The organism is Nitrospira sp. (genome assembly GCA_030692565.1).
Taxonomy (GTDB): domain Bacteria; phylum Nitrospirota; class Nitrospiria; order Nitrospirales; family Nitrospiraceae; genus Nitrospira_D.
The window spans coordinates 56,558-75,466 of record JAUYAO010000042.1; the positions used below are offsets into that span (position 1 = coordinate 56,558).

Below are 18,909 nucleotides of genomic sequence, written 5' to 3' on the forward strand. Positions count from 1 at the left end.
GAAATAATCGACTCTTCGATCCCGTTTCGCGGAGGCCCCTGCAAGATCACCAACCCAATGGCTCGCAACGCCTGCCTCGAGGAAGATCTGCGCTGACAGGCCTCAACCCCGGCGGAATAGCGATGGCGACACCCTTCTAGGCTTCGGCCAGCAATCGATGATCTTCTAACGTCTTCGCCGCTTGAGCTATTCGGTCGAACGACATATGCGACCGTTCGGCTATATCGAGAAGTGTGTGGTGGCCGTCGGAGAGATTGAGCACCCAGAGCATGGCCATCTCCATTGATTTCTCTCCGGCCTGCCCTCCAATCGCACGATACAGTCCGCGCTTCCCCAACTGCGGTTCGCAGCGCGGATTCCGGTTGAGGTAGGTCTTGTTGCCTTCGAGGATCTCTACCGCAGCCTGACACACACCCAGCGATTCGGCGAGGGTCTGCGGTCTGACGAATTCCAGATTGTCGGCAGACGTATGATATTCGGGATATCGGCTATGGGGCGTCCTGCTGAGACAGCCCACTGGGAGATTGAACCCAGGCGAGCAGTATTGTCGCTCATCATACCCGTAGGGAATGAACTCGTCGACAGTGTGGGATAGCCCGGAATGGGTGAGCGCATGCACTATCGCCCGGTCGATTTCCGTGTCGCCCCGGCGACTCTTCTTATACGTACAGGGCCCGGCATCTCCGATCCCTGTCAACACCAGCCCGTGTTTGATGCGCGCCGCCTCATCCTGATGCCGGCTCAACCAGGTGATAGAGCCGATGGTTGCCGGAATAAACAGGACCCGATAGGAATACCGCCGCGGTTGCGCGCGAAGCCAGTCGGTCAACCATGTGGCTACGGCAATTCCGGACAAATTATCGTTGCACAGCGAGGGATGGCACACATGGGTGGAAATAAGCACTTCATCCTGACTCCGCCCAGGCAACAGTACTTCTCCGTATGTGAGATGCCCCTCGGCCAGCGCCGCATCGATGCAAACGTCGTACTCTTCGTCCGTCAGGCCGAGCAGCTGATTGTGACTGAGACAGAACCCCCAGCTCTCCTTGTAGTATGACGTCCGGTAGGGAATCCAGTCGGGATGGCCGGGAAGTGTATGGAGGTGCGGCTTCAACTCGGAGAGGCGCATTCGTCGGCGCACGGGACTGCTATACCCGACGACATGGAGGTTCGACTGCAGGAAGTCGACCACCCGCTCTCCTCGCAGGTTCTTTATATAGGCGTCGCGGATATTCCACTCCAACGGAACGGTCCAATCGAATACCTGCGTGCCGCTGGGCACCTCATGAATATTGAGGGGGATGCGAGTCTGAATACGACCAAGCGTCTCACGTACGCCCTGGCCTGTGATGCTTCGACAGATGGGAAACAATTCGGCCATCAGGCCATGCATGGCCTGCCCGGCCTCCTGTGACGCGTCACGATCGCCGCTCTTGCCGCTCTTCACCATAGACCCTTCCGAACATCCAGACCGCTCACGAATAGACCGTGATCTTGGGGATCGGTACGACGAATTTTCCTCCCCAGTCACGAATGAACGCCATCTGTGCCATGACTTCATCTTTGAGATTCCAGGCCAGAATCATCACATAGTCCGGTTTGTCTGCCTTGATACGTTCGGGATCGTAAATGGGGATGTGAACTCCCGGCAGCCAATGCCCCTGCTTGTACGTGCTCCTATCGACCAGGTAATCGACTAGATCCGTCCGAACACCGCAAAAATTGAGCAAGGTGCTGGCTTTCGCCGCCGCTCCGTATGCTACGACTTTCTTGCCTTCCCGTTTCGCCTTGATCAGAAACTCCAGGAGCGCGCGCTTCGTCTCGTTCACGCCCTCGGAAAAAGACAGGTAATGGTCGAGTGTTGCAAAGCCTTCCGCCGCTTCCTTGGCCCTTAGAGCCGTCAACCGCTCGGTGACCGGCTTGGACGCATCTCCGTCATGGCGCGCATAGATCCGTAACGACCCGCCGTGCGTCGAGATTTCTTCGACATCAAAGAGGGTCAGTCCATGCTTGCTGAATATCTGCGCCACGGTCGTTAAAGAGAAATAGGAGAAATGCTCGTGATAGACCGTATCAAACTGGTTGAAGGCCATGAGCCTCATCAAGTGAGGGAACTCCATGGTGACGACTCCGTTCGGCCCCAGGAGCACTTTCAGTCCGCCTACAAAATCATTTAAGTCAGGCACATGGGCCAGCACATTGTTCCCTATGAGGAGATCCGGACGTGGCCCCTTCGCGGCCAGTTCACGGGCGGTCTCAACCCCAAAGAACTTGACGAGCGAGGGCACTCCCTTCTTGACGGCCACCTCCGCCACATTCTTGGCCGGCTCTATACCCAGGACCGGAACCCCGCGCTTCACAAAATTCTGGAGCAGATATCCGTCGTTGCTGGCGATCTCTACCACGTAACTGCTCGCCCCCAGCTTGAACCGGTCCATCGCCATATCCACATAATCTTTGGCATGCTGCAGGAACAGATCGGAGAACGAAGAGAAGTAGGCATAGTCGGAAAAAATGTGATCCGGGCTCTCAAACTCTTCAAGTTGCACCAGGAAACACTGCTCGCAGACAAAGGCTCGCAATGGATAAAATGGCTCCATGCGGTTCAGTTGGTGCGGCTTCAGATATGAATTCGCCATCGGCGACATGCCGAGATCGACGAATACATGCTGCAACGTTGTTCCGCAAAACCGGCACCCTGCATGATCCATGGCCATCACTCCTTCTAAGAGGGGAATCTGAGTTCGATGCTGTGTCTTTCCGGGGCGGGATTTCCTACCCCGAGGTTGGGGTATAGCCCACGCCACGCCACCGGACTCCGCCCGACGTGAATACCGCCGGGTCATAAATGCCTCGTCCGTCAATGAGGAGTGGATGCCGCATGAGCCGTGAGAAATCGGAAGCGGATATGCTGCGGTATTCGGGCCACGCCGTCACCAGACAGCAGGCGTCACTCTCCTGAAGCGCCGCCTGCCAGCTCTCTACGAAACGAACCTTGGAGAATTCGACGCGCTTCTTCGCCTGAGGCATCGCGATCGGGTCGTGCGCGACTACCTGCGCTCCCCTCTTTACCAGTTCTTCCACCAGCGGGAGCGCCGGGGACTCGCGCAAATCATCGGTCCCCGGCTTGAACGCCAGCCCGAGAATCGCGATCTTTTTCCCCGAGAGGTTGACTTCTTTTTCCAGGAGCGCCACCATCCGAAGCGGTTGGGCGGCGTTAATTTCCAGGACGGCGTCCAATATCCTGGTGGGTTCTCCTACCGTGCGGCCGAATCCCCGCAACGCCGCCACATCCTTGGGGAAGCAACTTCCCCCGAATCCAAGTCCATGCCACAAATATTCGGTCACCCCGGCCGGCCCGCCGGCTTCTCCGCCCACCGGAGTCAACCGCCGGTCGAGATGCACCCCTTTCCACACCAACCGGGCATCTACTCCGGGAAGAGCCGCACACATGTTTCCGATCTCGTTGGAAAAAGAGATCAACGTCGCGAGCATGGAGTTCGACACATATTTGATCATTTCCGCCGTTCGCGGTGTCGTCACCAGCTTGGGGCACGTGAACTCCTCGTACACGCGGAGGAAAACCTCTGCAGCGGTGTCGTCCGTTGCCCCGACCACGATGCGATCCGGCAACCGAAAATCCTCGACGGCTCGACCTTCCCGGAGAAACTCGGGGTTCATGCACAACCCCCATCCCTCTCCTACTTTCCGCCCTGAACGGGATTCGATGGCCGACTGTACCGGCCCTTCCGTCGTTCCCGGCAAGACGGTGCTTTTCACCGCCACCACATGGTACGTACGCTTCTCCGCCAGCACGGCCCCGATCTCTTCCGCAGCAGCCACAACCTGGGACAGGTCCATCCGGCCGGCTACCGTCGGGGTCCCAACGCATATCAATGTCACGTCCGAGTCGAGAATGGCCTGCCGCGCATCGATGGTCGCAGAAAGGGTGCCGTTCTTGCGCACCGTTTGCAGCATATCCTCCAAGCCGATTTCATGGATGGGAGGACGTCCTGCGTTAATTTCATTCACCACCTCTGATCGGATGTCCACGCAGGTTACGCGATGCCCTCTCTCCGCCAGACACGTCCCCGATACGAGCCCGACATACCCTGTTCCGATGACTGAGATTTTCATAGTCGCTCCGTTGCTACTTGCCTTGCGGTGCCTCGACCAGGTTCTCTAATTCAACGAACTGCCGGTACCAATGCAGCATTCTTCCAAGACCGGCCCGGAGATCGACAAGCGGCTGATAACCCAAAAAGTTGCGGCTTTTCTCAAGATTGGGGCATCGCCTGTTGGGATTGTCCGTCAAATAATCGGCTTCTGCGCTGGGCTTGTGAATCACCTGCCGTTTGCTTCCGGCGACCGCCAAGAGCATCGCCCCAAGGTCACGCATAGAAATCTCAGGAGCCTCTGAGCCCACGTTGAACGGCTCGGCATGATGGGTTGAGAGTAACGCGAGGAGGTATCCTGTCAGGGCATCAGACACATAGCAAAACGTTCTGGTCGGGCTTCCATCAGAATGCAGGACGATATCTCGATCGGCGAGCACGTCCCGGCAAAAATCAGGTAACACCCGCCCGTCTGCCAGCCTCAATCCCGGGCCATAATTGTTGAAGGGGCGCACGATCTTCGCAGGCACCCCATATTGCTGCGCATAGAGGTAACACAGCGTTTCTCCCAGCCGTTTGGACTCGTCATAACATGCCCGGGGTCCGAGGCAGGCGACATTCCCTCGGTATGATTCGCGTGTCGGGATTTCGTGCGCGGGCGGGTCGCCATATATTTCGCTGGAGCTGAAGTACAGAATGCTCACGCTCTGATGCCGCCTCGCCAGATCGAGCATGTGACGCAATCCCGAGATGTTGGTATCCAGTGTCTCCAATGGATATTTTCGATAGACCTGCGGGCTGGCGATGGAGGCGCCGTGAATAATGAAATCAAACCGTTCGGTTTCTGCGTCAGGCCAGGGCTTGGTGATGTCCTGTCGAATGAGCCGCATGCGCGGGGTTCCAGCGGCGAGTTCGACCAGCCAGCGCGGACAGCCTCTGATGAAGTTATCAGCCGCGATGAAAGAAAGAGGCGCCGCCTTCAACGCGCTCCGGTTGAGATATGCCAGGAAGTGCAGGAACCCGAACCCAAGAAACCCTGCGGCGCCTGTGACGAGCACACGCTTCCCCGCGAATGCCTGGACGCGGTCGCCGAGAGTCTTCTCCATTCGCGCCCAGTCTTCATCGAGCCATTCCGTGGCCGTCGCGTACAACGACTTCTCAGCACCCATGCATAACCTCTTTCATTAGCGAATTACTCTACGATACGATCCAGCGCTTGCCCCACCTTCATTCCGGCACAGGTGCCGTAAGCCGCTGAGTGTCAGCGCCCCCGACATCCGGCCCCCGGTCTTTCTCCGCCTCTCGCTGTGAGCCAAGGCCACCCTTCACGCTCCATTTCGCCTCCGCTGATCCTGAGCGCATTCGCCACATGGGGCTCCGCTCGAACGATGCGGCCACCGCTGTCTTACCGCCATGGTCCGGCGCACCTTCGTCTACCAGATCTTCCAAGGAGCCTTACCGGATTGCCACAGTTCTTCCAGGTAGTTCTTTTCCTTCAGCGTGTCCATGCACGACCAAAACCCGTAGTGCTTAAAACCCATCATCTGTCCATCGTGGGCCAGCCGTTCGACAGGATCGCGTTCCCAAATTGTGTCATCGCCCGAAATGTAGTCGAGCGCTTTAGTGTTGAGCACAAAGAATCCCCCGTTGATCCACCCTTCCCCGGCCTCGGGCTTTTCGAAGAACTCCCTCACACTATCGCCGTCAAACCCGATGCGTCCGAAGCGCGCCGGCGACCGCACCGATGTCATCGTGGCTAGCTTGCCATGAGACCGATGAAATTCCACGAGTTTCGTGATATTGAGATCCGCCACCCCGTCCCCGTAGGTGAGCATAAACGTCTCGTCGTTCCCCAGCCACTTCCTGAGGCGACCGACCCGTCCGCCTGTTTGCGTTCCTGCACCTGTATCTACGAGATGGACCGTCCATTTTGGCTGGATGCCATCATGAATGGTCGCTTTCCCGGTGGACAGGTCAATGGATAGATCGTTGTTGATCGCGACGAAATTCAGGAAATATTCTTTTACGATCTCTCCCTTATAACCGAGCGCGACCACAAACTCCGTCACCCCGTGCACCGCATGAATCTGCATGATATGCCACAAGATCGGCTTCCCGCCGATTTCGACCATCGGCTTTGGCCGCAGCGTGGTCTCCTCGGATAGCCGGGTTCCCAAACCACCTGCAAGGATCACTGCCTTCATGACCGTCCTCCTTAGTTGAAAACCAGCTCGACTCGCTCGCAGACTGCATGCAGTGCGTCCGACAAGAACAGCACGGCATTCTCCCCTCCTGATGCCTCAACGCGAGGCTCTGCCTCACTCTGCCATAATTTCTCTCTAGCCCTGATCTCACACATACACATGAGTCGAACTCGTATTCAGGCACCGGGATAGCCACGCTACAGTTCGCCGGCGCGGGGAAGAGATCTCTCTGTGCTGAAAAATCCTGAGGGCGGAACTATTGGCTATCTCCAGCAGAATTGCAGTTGGTGGTCCACTTTAGGAGGGGTCGAATTTTCCCCGGAATGTCACCGGTATAATCGCCGCGAGCCGTAATCCCCTCGTTGCTCTCAGTGACATGAAAGGCCACCGCCTCCGGATAATCACAATGCTCATGGAATGGAGCCTCTCGTACTAACCCGCCACCCACGATTACCGTTCCCTCACCAAAAAAGTGCCCGGGAACCCATACTGTACTTGAGTACCGTCCCACAGGACGGGGGCGCCGTAACCAGGTTGGGTCTCGATCATTGGACACAAAGAGAGTCTCCCCTTCGTCGCTTTTGAAACCAAAGTTGGGCACCAAGATATGGCCAGGCTGAAGCACTTCATATTCGAGCTCGACCCCGACGGCCTCTCCGATGTCGACGGTATCGGTGACGATCCCCTTTTCCGTCCGCACTCGCACCGCGCACAGGCGCGCAATATCATCTTGAGGGGCCTTTGTCGGATCGAGCCATTCCCGGCACCCGGTGAGAGCTCCGGAGTTGTATAGGTACTCTCCGACGATCTCATGTGTGGGCCCCTGCTTCACAAGCCGCCCACCCTGGAGAAAAATGGCCTTATTGCACAACCGTGCGACGGCCGACATATTGTGAGAGACAAAGATCACCGTCCTGCCCTTCTCCCCGATGTCATGCATTTTGTTCATACATTTCTGCTGAAACTGCGAATCCCCGACGGCCAACACTTCATCCACAATCAGGATTTCAGGGTCCAGATGCGCGCCGACTGCAAATGCGAGACGAACATACATCCCGCTGGAATAGCGCTTGACCGGAGTATCGATATACTTGTCGATCCCCGAAAACTCGACGATTTCATCAAACTTCTTGTCGATCTCCGCCTTCTTCATCCCGAGAATAATCCCACTCAGGTAAATATTGTCGCGCCCCGTCAATTCAGGATGAAACCCGGTCCCGACCTCCAGCAATGTCCCAACCCTTCCAAACATTTGCGCACGACCGCTCGTTGGTTCGGTGATCCTCGACAAAAGCTTCAGGAGGGTGCTCTTCCCCGCTCCGTTTCGTCCGATGATCCCGACGACATCCCCGGTCTCGACTTCAAAAGACACATCGCGAATCGGCCACACCTCTTCTCGTCTGGGCGAGGTAGACGCGGGGGCACCCTTCATCCGCAGCATCCGCTGGACGCCTTGCGTAAAACGCTCGGCAAGGCCTGACTCCCCTCGGCTTTTGCCAATCATAATTTCGTATTTTTTGGAGAGCTGTTCAACTCGGATTGCGACATTACCCATACAGAATTACCCTCGATAAGTGCTCACCCTCAACTACTGCGGCTATCCTAACGCTCATCCTGGATTTTGAGTAGCTAAATCACATCGGCAAACGTATTGGCCATCCGGTTGAAGTATGCCATCCCCAACAGAAGAGACACTGAGATCGTGACGATGTTCACCGCAAGAAACACCGGATCCGGCGCAGGGGTTCCCAATAGTGCCCATCTAAACCCCCCGATTACCCCGACCATCGGATTGAGATTATAGAACGCCTGCCAGGCTTGAGGCACCATACTGGCTGAGTAGGCAACAGGGGATCCGAACATCCAGACCTGTGTTAAGAGCGGGATCAGCGCCGCGACATCACGATACTTCACGAACAAGGCAGACAACCATAAACTCACGGACAGTGCCGCCAGGACCGTCAGCGCCAGGAACAGCGGAACGGTTACGAGCTTCCATGTTGGAAGCACTCCAAACCATAGCATCATGGCAACCAGCAGCAGGAAGGCGATGGCAAAATCAAGGAGGCCACCCAAGGTCGCTGAGAGAGGAATGATCAGCCGGGGAAAGTATATTTTTGTAATCAAGTTTGACTCGGCCACTACGCTGAATCCGCCCCGATCAAGGCTCTTGGAAAAATAGGTCCACGGCACCAATGCCGCATATGCGAATAGTGGATACGGGATTCCATCTGACGGCAACTGTGCGATCTTACTGAACACGACGGTAAACACCAGCATCATGAACAACGGTTGAACCACCGCCCAGGCCAACCCCATAACAGTCTGTGAGTACCTGGCTTTGAGATCCCGCCAAGCCAAGAAATAGAGCAATTCACGATAATCCCAAAACGACCTCAACTTCAGGTCGAACCAGCTTTTGTTTGGCTCGATAACAACAAGGGATGAGCTCTGTCTCACGGCATACACCTCACTGGTTACGCACTATGGGTTGGAGCCAAGTCACAGGAAACTTGCGCCGACGCGCGGCAGATGGCATCGCTACAGCGCAAGTGCGCTGCCGCGATCTCTACTTGCTGTCAACACGAACTTTCGACGAGCTGCAACCCGGACTTCCTGACACCTCAGCGTCAGTTATGAATTGCAACGGGAGAATGCGCAGAATACGTTGCACTGTCCGTTTCCCTATGGAAGGCAACGATGTCTCGAATAGATCCAAACTTGAAGTCCGCAAGCAGCCGGCTCAATCGAGCCTGGGTCTTACCGAGATTCAGATAGTGCCTGATTTGTGACAACCACGGCCCATCCATACGAGGCTGTTGAGGATCTATCTCCCAGGGATGGAGATACATGACCAGAGTCCCGCCCTGGCTTTCGAGTCGACGGAGCAGCGTCCTCGACACCGCATAAGGAAACAACCGAAAATATCCCCCTCCCGCCACAGGAATCTGAAATCCCATCGCCCTATATGTTGAGGGCTGAACTTCCCAGATTCCACCTGCCGGAGTGGTGATTTGAAACATTTCTCCCGGGAGCGGCCCCTTTTCCGTCCGATGAAATCGATCGTACACACTGGAGTCGTACTGATAGCCTTCTTCGACCAGAATCGAGAGCGCCCATTCGGTCTCGGAGGTTATAGAGAAACTGGGCGCTCGATAGCCCACGACGGGACTTCCGGTCAGATCCTCTAGGATATTTTTGGCCATTCGCACATCTTGACGAAATCGCTCCGGAGACTGGGCGGTTACTAATTCATGGCCATATCCATGGGATGCCACCTCATGTCCCTGGGCTGTGAGTGACTTGACCAGCTCGGGATGCCGTTCGGCAACCCATCCCAGGACAAAAAACGTAGCCTTCATTCCATGCTTTTCAAGCAGTTCAGCCAGCCATCGGGTATTTCTCTCGACGCGGCTTTCGTACCGATCCCATTCTTGCCTTCTGGCGTCCGACCAGAATGCCGAAACCTGAAAATGCTCCTCCACATCGAAGGAAAGACAGTGAATGGGTCTCTCTGCTGGCATGCTCATCGAGCACCTTCTCCTCGCAGAATGACTCGTATTGTCTCAAGCAGAATGCGGAGATCCAACCGCAGGGAGAGGTACTTCACATAATAGAGATCATACTGCAACTTGATATGGGAGTCTTCCGCCGAAGCCCCGTACCGAAATTGAGTCTGAGCCCATCCGGTAATCCCCGGTCGGACGACATGCCGGAGATCATAAAATGGGATGACCGATCTCAATTCCTGAACGAAGACCGGTCGTTCAGGACGTGGCCCCACTAGACTCATTTCGCCATGAATCACATTGATGAGCTGGGGCAATTCATCGAGTCTCCACTTCCGCAAATACCACCCCACCCGTGAGATTCTGGGATCCCTCTCCGATGTCCACCTGGCGCCCCCTTTTTCCGCATCCGTAAACATGGAGCGAAATTTCCAGATCATATAAGGCTGAGCGCGAAGGCCGACCCGCACCTGCCGGTAGAAAATCGGCCCAGGAGAATCCAGCTTAATCAGTATTCCAATCACAGCCAAGAGGGGAAGGATAAGTGCAAGACCTATCGAGGCAATCAGCAGATCGATCGATCGTTTCATCGTTCTGACGACGATGCCTCGCTTAAATTCCCTGGAGAAAATGATTGCGCTCGGTTTCAAGTCATCGATGGAAAGCCGCCCAGACTCTTCTTCATAGAGATGATTTCCATCCCAGATGTCGACCCCCATCCCCTTCAAATCCAGCAATACCTGGACGGGAAGCACGGCCCGGCGATCCTCCAAACAGACCGCGATCGTATCGACCCGATCGCGTTCAACCACCGAAAGGAGTTGGTCTATGGTCCCTAGAATCTTCACGCCGGATAACTCTGCACCGACTTGCGCGCTTTCCTTGGCGAGAAAACCAATGACATCCGTAAACACTCTGCTCCTCGATACAAGTACCGAGCACAGATTGTTCGCCAGTGACCCAACCCCTAAAATCAGGATGCGCCTCCGAGCCCCAGGCACCCTAAAGATTGCCTTAGGAGCATGATCGACAGGCAAGATCACCAGTTTCTCCGTGCGTGATCTATCTGAGTTGGGTACGGTGAGGTTCATAGACCTTATTGCCATAGCTATAGTATGAATACGGCGAATCCTGCTCTTCCACTCCGTTTAGGATCACCCCCATCGGTCGCTCTTGTCCCACCATCTTCATGGCACTCATGACGGCGTCCCGGGGAGTGCTGCGGGCGCGAATCACATGCGCCACAACGTCTGCCATTCTCACAATCAACAGGGACTCGGCGACGGGCAATAAGGGTGGCGCATCGAGCACAATGCATTCAAACTTTTCACGCAAATTACTAATGAGCTTGGACAACCGATCCACGTGAGTTAAGGCCGCGATTCCAGATTGGATAATGCCTGCGGGAAGGATCCAGACCCCTAGCTGTTCATGATACTCAAGACATTCCTCAAACTGCTTTTCTCCGAGTAGTACTTCACTTAATCCCACGCCCAGTTCCATCCCGGCATAGGCATGCACCATGGGGCGTTTCAAGTCACAGTCCACCAACACCGTCTTCTTATTGAGATCTCTGGCAAAGACATGGGCGAGATTGAGGGCGGTGGACGTCTTTCCTTCTCCCATCAGCGCACTCGCCATAACGATCACCGTGCTTTCCTGCTGACCTGCCATCAACCCTATTCTCGTTGCCGCGACTCGATACTGCTCTGCTACCGCGGACCTTGGGTACCACATCGCGACGAGTTCCGGCCCTACCGAAACCTGCCCACGCTCAGCCATGGGGCCTCCGTTCGCGACAAGCAGTCCTTCTTTCCGCCCACCTGGCAGGGCCAGCAACCGGTCCTTACGGCGAGCTGTTTCTGCCGTCAGTTTCGCTCCCCCCGGCCAAGCCGACTCAAAATGAGAGATTACCGCAAAGACCGGCAGCCCCAGCGTGACTTCGACCTCTTCGGCCGACACGAATCCTCGGCGAAGCATTTCAACGCCGATCGCACTGCCGAATCCGAACGCACAGCCCGCAGCCAGACCTCCCAGCATGACCATAATCAAGTTCGGCTTCTCTGGCCATGTGGGCAGACTGGCAGGTTCCACAATGCGCATCTGCGTGCCTTGCCGCTTCGTCTCAAGATCTCCGGCCATGCCAACAGTCAATTTCTTTTCCAGAAGCGACTGATAATTTTTCTGGAGATTGTCGTAGTCCCGTTGGATAGACATGAGTTCTTGCTGATGGACCGTCGTGCCTTCGATTCGCGACTCATACTTTCTAATATCCGAGGTGATGCGAGCTTGCCTGAGCCGGAGTAATTCCTGCTCACGTAATAAGTCGTCCCGCTGCTTGAGTAATTCTGCCTTATACGGGTCAACGGGTTTGCGTTTCGGTCTCCTGGGCCCATCAATCTCGGCCGCTTCGGGCTCAATATAGAGCGCGATGTACTCTTCTGTCGTCATGGCTTGAATCTGGCTCAACTCATTCTTTACCCGGGCGACGTCCGGATAGGTCTCCTTGTACATTGACCGATAGCCGGCCAATGTCCTCTCCAATTCCCGTATCTTCATTAACCGTGGATCTTTTTCGGCTCGTTTTGGACTTACATCACTGGAAGGATCCTCATACTCTCTGATTGCCTTGTCGACGGATTCGAGGCGAAGGTTCAGGGTTTTGTCCATCTCTTGCTGCGCCGTCATCTCGTTCTCTAGCCGATCAATGGCTCGCATATTGGAATCCATTTGTTCAGGCAACTGGCCGAGATGAGACTGTTTGAACTGAGCGATAGCCCGCTCTTTGATTTCCAACTGCCCCTTTAGGCCGTCCAATTCGTGCTGCAAGAATTCTGTCGAACTCTGAGCAATCGCCGTCCTCGTCTTTGTATTTTCCTGAATGAAGAGGTCGGCGAATCTTGCCGTCACCGCTTTGGCGATCAACGGATCCGCATCTGAAAAAGAGACTTTCAAAAGACCGCTGCCTTGCGACTCGATTTTTACGAGCTGTCTCAGGCCCGATGCGACACTATTGTCCATGGCCGGCGTCGCGTTCTCTTTATAGTAGCCGTACAGATGAAACTCCTCTGCTACTTGCGTCAACAAATCCTGCCGATATAAAACTTCTTTGAGCGCATCGATGCGTGTCCCCATTGCAAGATCCGGCCGATTCGCGTCTCCGCCCGATTCCGGGGCATCGACACCCTTTATGCCCCGCACCTTCTGTTCTTGATAGTAGAGCAGGGTATTGGAGCGATAACTCTTGGGCAACCATTGACAGAGCAGCGCCGCCAGACCAACGCAGACGACAATCGGAATGACAATCATCCACTTATGATTTTTTATGGCCCTGAAATAGTCTTCAGGAGTACTCAACCCCGTAAACAATCTCTTACTCCTTCTTTAATACGCCGGATCCAGAAGAACCACTTCCTGTCGCTGCGCCAGAGGGAACAGTTACACCCTCTGTGGATTCCGAAGACCCAAGACTCCCCAATCCGCCCATTTGAAAGAACGATTGACTCGTGAACGCGTAGGAGAGCGACAACATGATCATCTTTTTCGAGAAGGCATATTCAGCTTGGGTCTGAGCTGTTTGAGCAAACGAGTTTGAAAAATACAGCCAGTTATAGGTGAGATTGACCATTACCGGCCCCAAGAGGTAGCTGGCCCCGGCCGTCGCGCCAAGCGTGTCAAAACTCGAGGCAGGCGTACTCGTACTTCCATGCGAAACGTTCATTCCGGCCTGCGCCGTGAGCTTAGAGGTAATTCCCGCACTGGCATTGATACCGACAACATGCGTCTTCATTGGCCCTGCATTAAGGGCGTAACTCGGGAAGATGCTGAAGTTATAGCTCAGCGATGTCGTGAAGGCGCCTGGCGCAATGACCCCTCCTGGGGCCAGGCTGCCGGCCACCCTCGGCAAATTATCAAACGGCCCTGGCGCCGCCCCCGCTGCCCGCAAGCCTTCCGAAAACGAACTGTACGTCATTCTGACCGTCCCAGTCGGGGCAAAGGTCGACTTGATTGATTGGCCTGGCACGGCGGACTCTATAGGGAGAGTGAAAATCCCGCCGCCCGCTAGGGAGGTGCTCAATTGCTTTGTCCAGAGTTTTGCCCAGTTCGCCGTCCCTGAAATGGTCGTAAACGAACCCGACCCGCCGCCCGAACCTCCCCCTTGAATAAAGTGAGACATGGTCGCGGTCGTCCCCACTGTGTCTGTCGGCGATACCTTGGTAGTCAGTGCGGTCATTGTTGTGTGGCCATCTGTATCGAACAGCTGATTATTAAGCCCACCTGATTGGTTCCCGAAAGTAAGCCTTGTGTAATTGTAACTGGCCGTGAGTGAAGTATTTCTGGAGAGGTCATATCCCCCGGTAATACCACCGTTCATATTATGCATCGACACACGGTTTGTAATCAGTCCCGCATCAACCGGAGAGGTGACACTAGTATTTCCAAAACCAGTTCCTAGTGCCCCGCCGGTCGTTGCCCCGAAACCGCTCAATGATGGCGTAAACTGATAGGTTCCTCGAACGGACAAGGCCGAGATACGCTGCGAAAAACTGTTCGCCCACCGCTTCAAATCCAACTGGCCAGCAGTATTGATCCCGGTATAGTCGAGACTGGGATTATTCACGTGCTTCGTAATGTTAGCCCCCACAGAAAAACTGCCATTTACGCGCGGGCCGGCGTGAGCGAAATTGATCTGAGGTATCACCGTAGTCATAAAGTCTTCTGCTTTGAAACCAGGACTCAGCAATGTTTTCGGAGTGTAGAACACGTTTGAGTCATAGGTCTCTGAGACCGACAATGTTGGAATGATGATTGTTTGGGCCCACACGGAGGTTCCCGTCGACCACCAGGTAACCAGCCCGATCAATAGAACAGCTTTAGCTATCCGCCGGCCGGCATCACGGTACCACAATGACGTCACCAGCCTTCAGAATGAAATTGGCCTCCAGATTCTTCCCTTGCACAATATCTAGATACGGCACGGGAATCATGACTTGCTTGGTCTCCCCTTGGGCATTCTTCACCATACGAAGCACGTGCACATTATTACGGGAAGCAAACGTCGTAAACCCTCCGGCATACGAGATCCCTTGCACCACACTGGTGAATGACTTGAGAGGAATCTTCCCAGGCTTCCCAACCTCACCGACTGCAAAAATGTGGTAGCTATTGATCTCTTTCACTTGGACAGATACCGTCGGAGTGGACATAAACTCCGCCAATGCATCAGCCACATGTTTCGAAAGAACTTGCGCGGACAATCCCGCGGCCATGATGTCCCCGATCAGAGGCAAAGAAATTTTGCCATCGGGCCTTACAATCACTTCTTTCGACAACTCTTGATTGCGCCAGACAGTGACGACGAGAACATCCTCCGGCCCGATGAGAAACTCAGTCGGGGGAACGGACATGCCCTGATATTGGATATTCTGCTGAGAGCAACCCCCTATCCCACTAAGAGCACAAATCAGAACCGCCGCAGCCGCAAGATTTCGAGCCAACGCCCAAGTCCATACTGTCATCGTCGCCTTACCTCTCCAAGTATCTCAACTACAGCACATGCGGCAAATCGCCAATACTTGATCGCTCGCTGAACTTAAGAACAACCGGTCCACCCACTAACGACTAGGCAGTATTACCATCGTTTCTGACGGCACAACAATCTGATCGCCGGGCTTCAACTCCATATTCTGAACTGATCCGTCGCGCACAACGATGTCGTCATAACTTGCCTTGAGTTTAGTTAAGCCCTCCCCGTCTTTGGAGAAGCGAAATACAACGATTTTATTCCTGGCCGCCATCGGTGTAAATCCGCCGGCCACGGTAATCCCCTGCAAAAGCGTGGTCTTACTTTTGAGCGGAAATTTACCGGGCTTATTGACTTCCCCTAAGACATATATCTGATAACTGTTTACTTCCTTCACCATAATCGAAATGGTTGGATTCTCCATGTAGGCCCTGAGCCCCGTAGAGATCTCTTCAGCCAATTGCACGGGCGTCTTGGCAACGGCCGAAATATCGCCCAGGAGCGGAAGAGAGATTCTGCCATCCGGCCGTACCTGAACTTGCTTGGAAAGATCTGAATTCTTCCACACAGTGATTTCCAAAATATCCTCGGGACCAATAATGTACTCTGGCGTGACTATCAAGAGAGACTTGTCTCCTGAGCCGACTGTGGATTTTGTAGAGGGGGAGGCTACTCCTCTCTTGACATCTGTGTCCTGGGGAACCGCCAACGCTGGGCCGAGCAAGACACACATGCTTAACCCGACAATCACAGCGAAAGGTTTAATTCTTTGCATCGTTGTAAACTCCTTTAGCAGGGGCGGACAAACAAGACAAGCTACCGCCCATCCGAGGCACCACCTCTCCGAAAACTCTGTCCCCAAAATCACCTGCCGCCTAGACTGCCTCTGAAAACTCCTCGATATCCGAGAACTGCACGACTGCCCGACTCTGACAAGAAAGCACATGCAACAATACAACGGCTCGCTCTTTTCTCGGCATTGCAGACTCAAATACTGCTCTTATTCCAGCAAATGGCCCGCTATTTATGCGAACCACATCCCCGGACCTAAAACTTGGCACTTGCACGACATCTCGCCTTCGAATGCTTTCTTGGATTTCACGAAGCAGGCCCGGATCGACCTCAGCTGGAGTATGTCCAAAAGCTACTACTTTTCGGACCCCTCGGGAATATGAAATGATCCTATATTCTCGTTCATAGTCGAAACGCGCGAAAATAGCCTGGGAACAAGCCCGAACGACGAAAGCGACGCTCTCCGCCAACGGTAAAACACTCTTTCACTTCAGGGTAATAGGTCTCAATCCCTGCTTGACCAAGAAACGATGTTGAAGAATGTTCCTGGCGGGGCTTAGCCATGACAATATACCATTTTTGCATCCGCGCTACCCTCAACTTCCCTTACCAACCGCCTACCAAGATTTCCGTACCGTACTGAGCCACTACCCACTCGGAGAGCATTGCACAGCGAGGCTAAATTCAAAAACTATTCATTCAAAACATGAACTTGAGACCGACCAAGTACGGGCCTACCCCTTTTCCAAAAGGGACGCGCCTTGCCCACCGGACTTCAGCCAACGTAGGCGTCTCAGCGACCGTAACCGGAGTCGGCACAAAGACCTTCAACACCTGCTCTACAGGAGGGGCCTGCTCCATCAATATGAGCATTCCCCCGCTGCTGATGTTCAAGGAGAGCGCCTTGCCTTCACGAGCTGCTTGAGCAGGTTCATCCGCAGGTCTAGTCAATTGATAAGGGATAGGCCGCAGCATCGCCACTCGATCCCTATGACTTTCTCCACAATCGGTCATCGGCCACTCCCAGCTTATCTGTCCCACATCACGCCTCCCCTGTAAGGATTAATTCCTTGGCTTCCCTATCCGCAACTTGAGAATTGGATTTTCGATAGTAGCTAGCCCAACTTGCGCTACTCTTTTTCCAATCATACTGAACTATAGGGAATACCTCCGAGGCGAACAATACCGATGATGTAGGCCAATATTCTCTAACGTAGGTGTTGACTCCCCCTAAAGGGTTAGGTACTCTTTCTAGTGTCGTTTCACTCGCTGCACTCTATCAGAGTTTGTTCAATTGTCTAGCAATACTGCCGAGTCTGTCGTAAAGAGAATCCATGACTGAATCAACTCAGCACGCCGATCAATCAGATGGCCTTGCCGACCAACGTGCCGGTTCAGGAATTGTTGTGTTAACGGCCGCTATGCAACTGCTCCACATGAATCGTCAAGCAACGGAGCTGGCTAAAAAAATCAATGCCGCGGAACAGGCAGGATCGGCTGCTCGATCGGCCCACGGCGTTTTGCCAACGGCACTCACTGAACTCTGCGGGGAAATTATCAAGGCGCTCCATGTTCGGACCGAAGCAAAAGATTGGGAGCAATTTGAACTGAAACGAGTGAGCGGGGATCCGAGCCAACCCATTTTGCTTCGCGGATTTGGCCTACCTGATCGTGCCGGTGTGGAGCATGCTCGCCTGGTGGTCACCATGGAAGAGCTTGGAAGAAGGCAGAACCTCAATACCGACCATGCCCGCGAAAAATTCCAGCTCACGAATCGTGAACAAGCCGTGGTGGAACATTTGGCCAAAGGATGGACCAATAAAGAGATCGCAAATGCTCTCCTCATTACAGAGCAAACAGTTAAAGAGCACATCAAACACATTATGCGAAAGACGACGGCGACAACCCGCACAGGCATTCTAGTCCAGATCTTCAACTCATAACTTCCCGCTTACACCTCTGTTGCAAAGACACCACACTGAGCGATCTTCACAACATCCCACCCGTGCTCACTGAAATTTACTTTAATAAATTCAGCGACTTGCGATTGCGCAACTCAGGTCTATTGATTGCACAGTACCCTCAGTAAGTGATGCGGTGAATCTTTCACCTGAGGAGCCTAGACTTGAAGCAGACCTTCTCCAAGCAATCTATCGGCAGCGTGCTCGGCTTGGCCCTGCTCATTTCAGGGTGCCAGGCCGGTGCGCCTCTCAAAACAGTAGGCCTCGACAACCCTGGATTCATGAACCTTTGGGGAACATATACGCACTGTAAGTCCACCTCAGATCTGGGCGAAACCCAGCAGGCTATGGGAAAACTCACGACGGCCGCCTTGGCTGGCCAGGGACATGACGGATTTGTGCTCCCGATGCCGCAACAACTGGAACGTTTCGTCGCCACGCCGGCAAGCCGCCTTGCCGTGGACGTTCACGCCATGGCAGCGTCGTGCTCTCTCCATGCTGGACAAGTCGCGTTCAGCTCTGGAAGAGTTGACTTGGCTAGGGAGGCACTCACTAGCGTGATCACGCTTCACAAGGAGAATCAGGAACCAACCTACTACCTCGCACAGGCCCACAAGCTATTGGCTGAGATGGAAAATGGAGTTCAGATTTCGCTTAAAACTCCCTAGCAGCCTGTCGGTCTTCTCATCAATTTTGCCTGCAACCCTGCATTGTGGGGAAAATTTGATCGGGTTTTCCTCACACAGATTTTTAGATTTCCATCAAATAGCTTTTCACACGCTCAAGCAGCACCGTTGCCGTCGC

General features: G+C 54.3%; 15 protein-coding genes. 2 read left to right on the top strand and 13 right to left on the bottom strand.

Features of this window, described 5'->3' with window-relative positions:
• Positions 1 to 136 precede the first annotated feature (136 nt).
• The 13 genes from Q8N04_10995 to Q8N04_11055 form a co-directional block, all read right to left on the bottom strand.
• Positions 137 to 1,450 carry a DUF4910 domain-containing protein gene (locus tag Q8N04_10995; protein ID MDP3091198.1) on the bottom strand — a complete coding sequence of 438 codons (1,314 nt, stop codon included), beginning with the start codon at positions 1,448 to 1,450 and terminating at the stop codon, positions 137 to 139.
• 25 nt (positions 1,451 to 1,475) lie between these two features.
• Entirely contained in the window at positions 1,476 to 2,711 is a 1,236-nt protein-coding gene (locus Q8N04_11000) for a class I SAM-dependent methyltransferase (GenBank protein MDP3091199.1), read from the bottom strand.
• Positions 2,712 to 2,775: 64 nt separating this feature from the next.
• Complete coding sequence (locus tag Q8N04_11005; protein ID MDP3091200.1) at positions 2,776 to 4,137, bottom strand: UDP-glucose/GDP-mannose dehydrogenase family protein; 1,362 nt, start codon at positions 4,135 to 4,137, stop codon at positions 2,776 to 2,778.
• Positions 4,138 to 4,150: 13 nt separating this feature from the next.
• Entirely contained in the window at positions 4,151 to 5,284 is a 1,134-nt protein-coding gene (locus Q8N04_11010; protein ID MDP3091201.1) for an NAD-dependent epimerase/dehydratase family protein, read from the bottom strand.
• A gap of 264 nt (positions 5,285 to 5,548) precedes the next feature.
• Positions 5,549 to 6,319: a glucose-1-phosphate cytidylyltransferase gene (rfbF, locus tag Q8N04_11015; GenBank protein MDP3091202.1), complete on the bottom strand. Its 771-nt coding sequence runs from the start codon at positions 6,317 to 6,319 to the stop codon at positions 5,549 to 5,551.
• Between the two features lie 256 nt (positions 6,320 to 6,575).
• A complete protein-coding gene (locus Q8N04_11020; GenBank protein MDP3091203.1) occupies positions 6,576 to 7,874 on the bottom strand; it encodes an ABC transporter ATP-binding protein in 1,299 nt (432 codons plus the stop codon).
• A gap of 74 nt (positions 7,875 to 7,948) precedes the next feature.
• Entirely contained in the window at positions 7,949 to 8,779 is an 831-nt protein-coding gene (locus Q8N04_11025; protein ID MDP3091204.1) for an ABC transporter permease, read from the bottom strand.
• Positions 8,780 to 8,949: 170 nt separating this feature from the next.
• Positions 8,950 to 9,849, bottom strand: coding sequence for a DUF3473 domain-containing protein (locus Q8N04_11030; GenBank protein MDP3091205.1), 900 nt, complete (start codon positions 9,847 to 9,849; stop codon positions 8,950 to 8,952).
• On the bottom strand, positions 9,846 to 10,919 hold the full coding sequence (locus tag Q8N04_11035; protein MDP3091206.1) for a TIGR03013 family PEP-CTERM/XrtA system glycosyltransferase: 1,074 nt from the start codon (positions 10,917 to 10,919) through the stop codon (positions 9,846 to 9,848). The genes Q8N04_11030 and Q8N04_11035 overlap by 4 nt, the downstream gene beginning before the upstream one ends.
• Entirely contained in the window at positions 10,891 to 13,137 is a 2,247-nt protein-coding gene (locus tag Q8N04_11040) for an AAA family ATPase (protein ID MDP3091207.1), read from the bottom strand. Before Q8N04_11040 ends, Q8N04_11035 begins: the two co-directional genes overlap by 29 nt.
• Positions 13,138 to 13,201: 64 nt before the next feature.
• Positions 13,202 to 14,746, bottom strand: coding sequence for a hypothetical protein (locus Q8N04_11045; protein ID MDP3091208.1), 1,545 nt, complete (start codon positions 14,744 to 14,746; stop codon positions 13,202 to 13,204).
• Positions 14,724 to 15,236, bottom strand: a complete 513-nt coding sequence (locus Q8N04_11050; protein MDP3091209.1) for a polysaccharide biosynthesis/export family protein — start codon at positions 15,234 to 15,236, stop codon at positions 14,724 to 14,726. Before Q8N04_11050 ends, Q8N04_11045 begins: the two co-directional genes overlap by 23 nt.
• Before the next feature lie 207 nt (positions 15,237 to 15,443).
• Complete coding sequence (locus Q8N04_11055; GenBank protein MDP3091210.1) at positions 15,444 to 16,127, bottom strand: polysaccharide biosynthesis/export family protein; 684 nt, start codon at positions 16,125 to 16,127, stop codon at positions 15,444 to 15,446.
• A 1,351-nt stretch (positions 16,128 to 17,478) separates the two neighbouring features.
• On the opposite strand from Q8N04_11055, the gene Q8N04_11060 reads away from it, so the two are divergent.
• A complete protein-coding gene (locus tag Q8N04_11060; protein ID MDP3091211.1) occupies positions 17,479 to 18,087 on the top strand; it encodes a LuxR C-terminal-related transcriptional regulator in 609 nt (202 codons plus the stop codon).
• A 182-nt stretch (positions 18,088 to 18,269) separates the two neighbouring features.
• Positions 18,270 to 18,773 carry a hypothetical protein gene (locus Q8N04_11065; GenBank protein ID MDP3091212.1) on the top strand — a complete coding sequence of 168 codons (504 nt, stop codon included), beginning with the start codon at positions 18,270 to 18,272 and terminating at the stop codon, positions 18,771 to 18,773.
• The last annotated feature ends 136 nt before the right edge of the window (positions 18,774 to 18,909 follow it).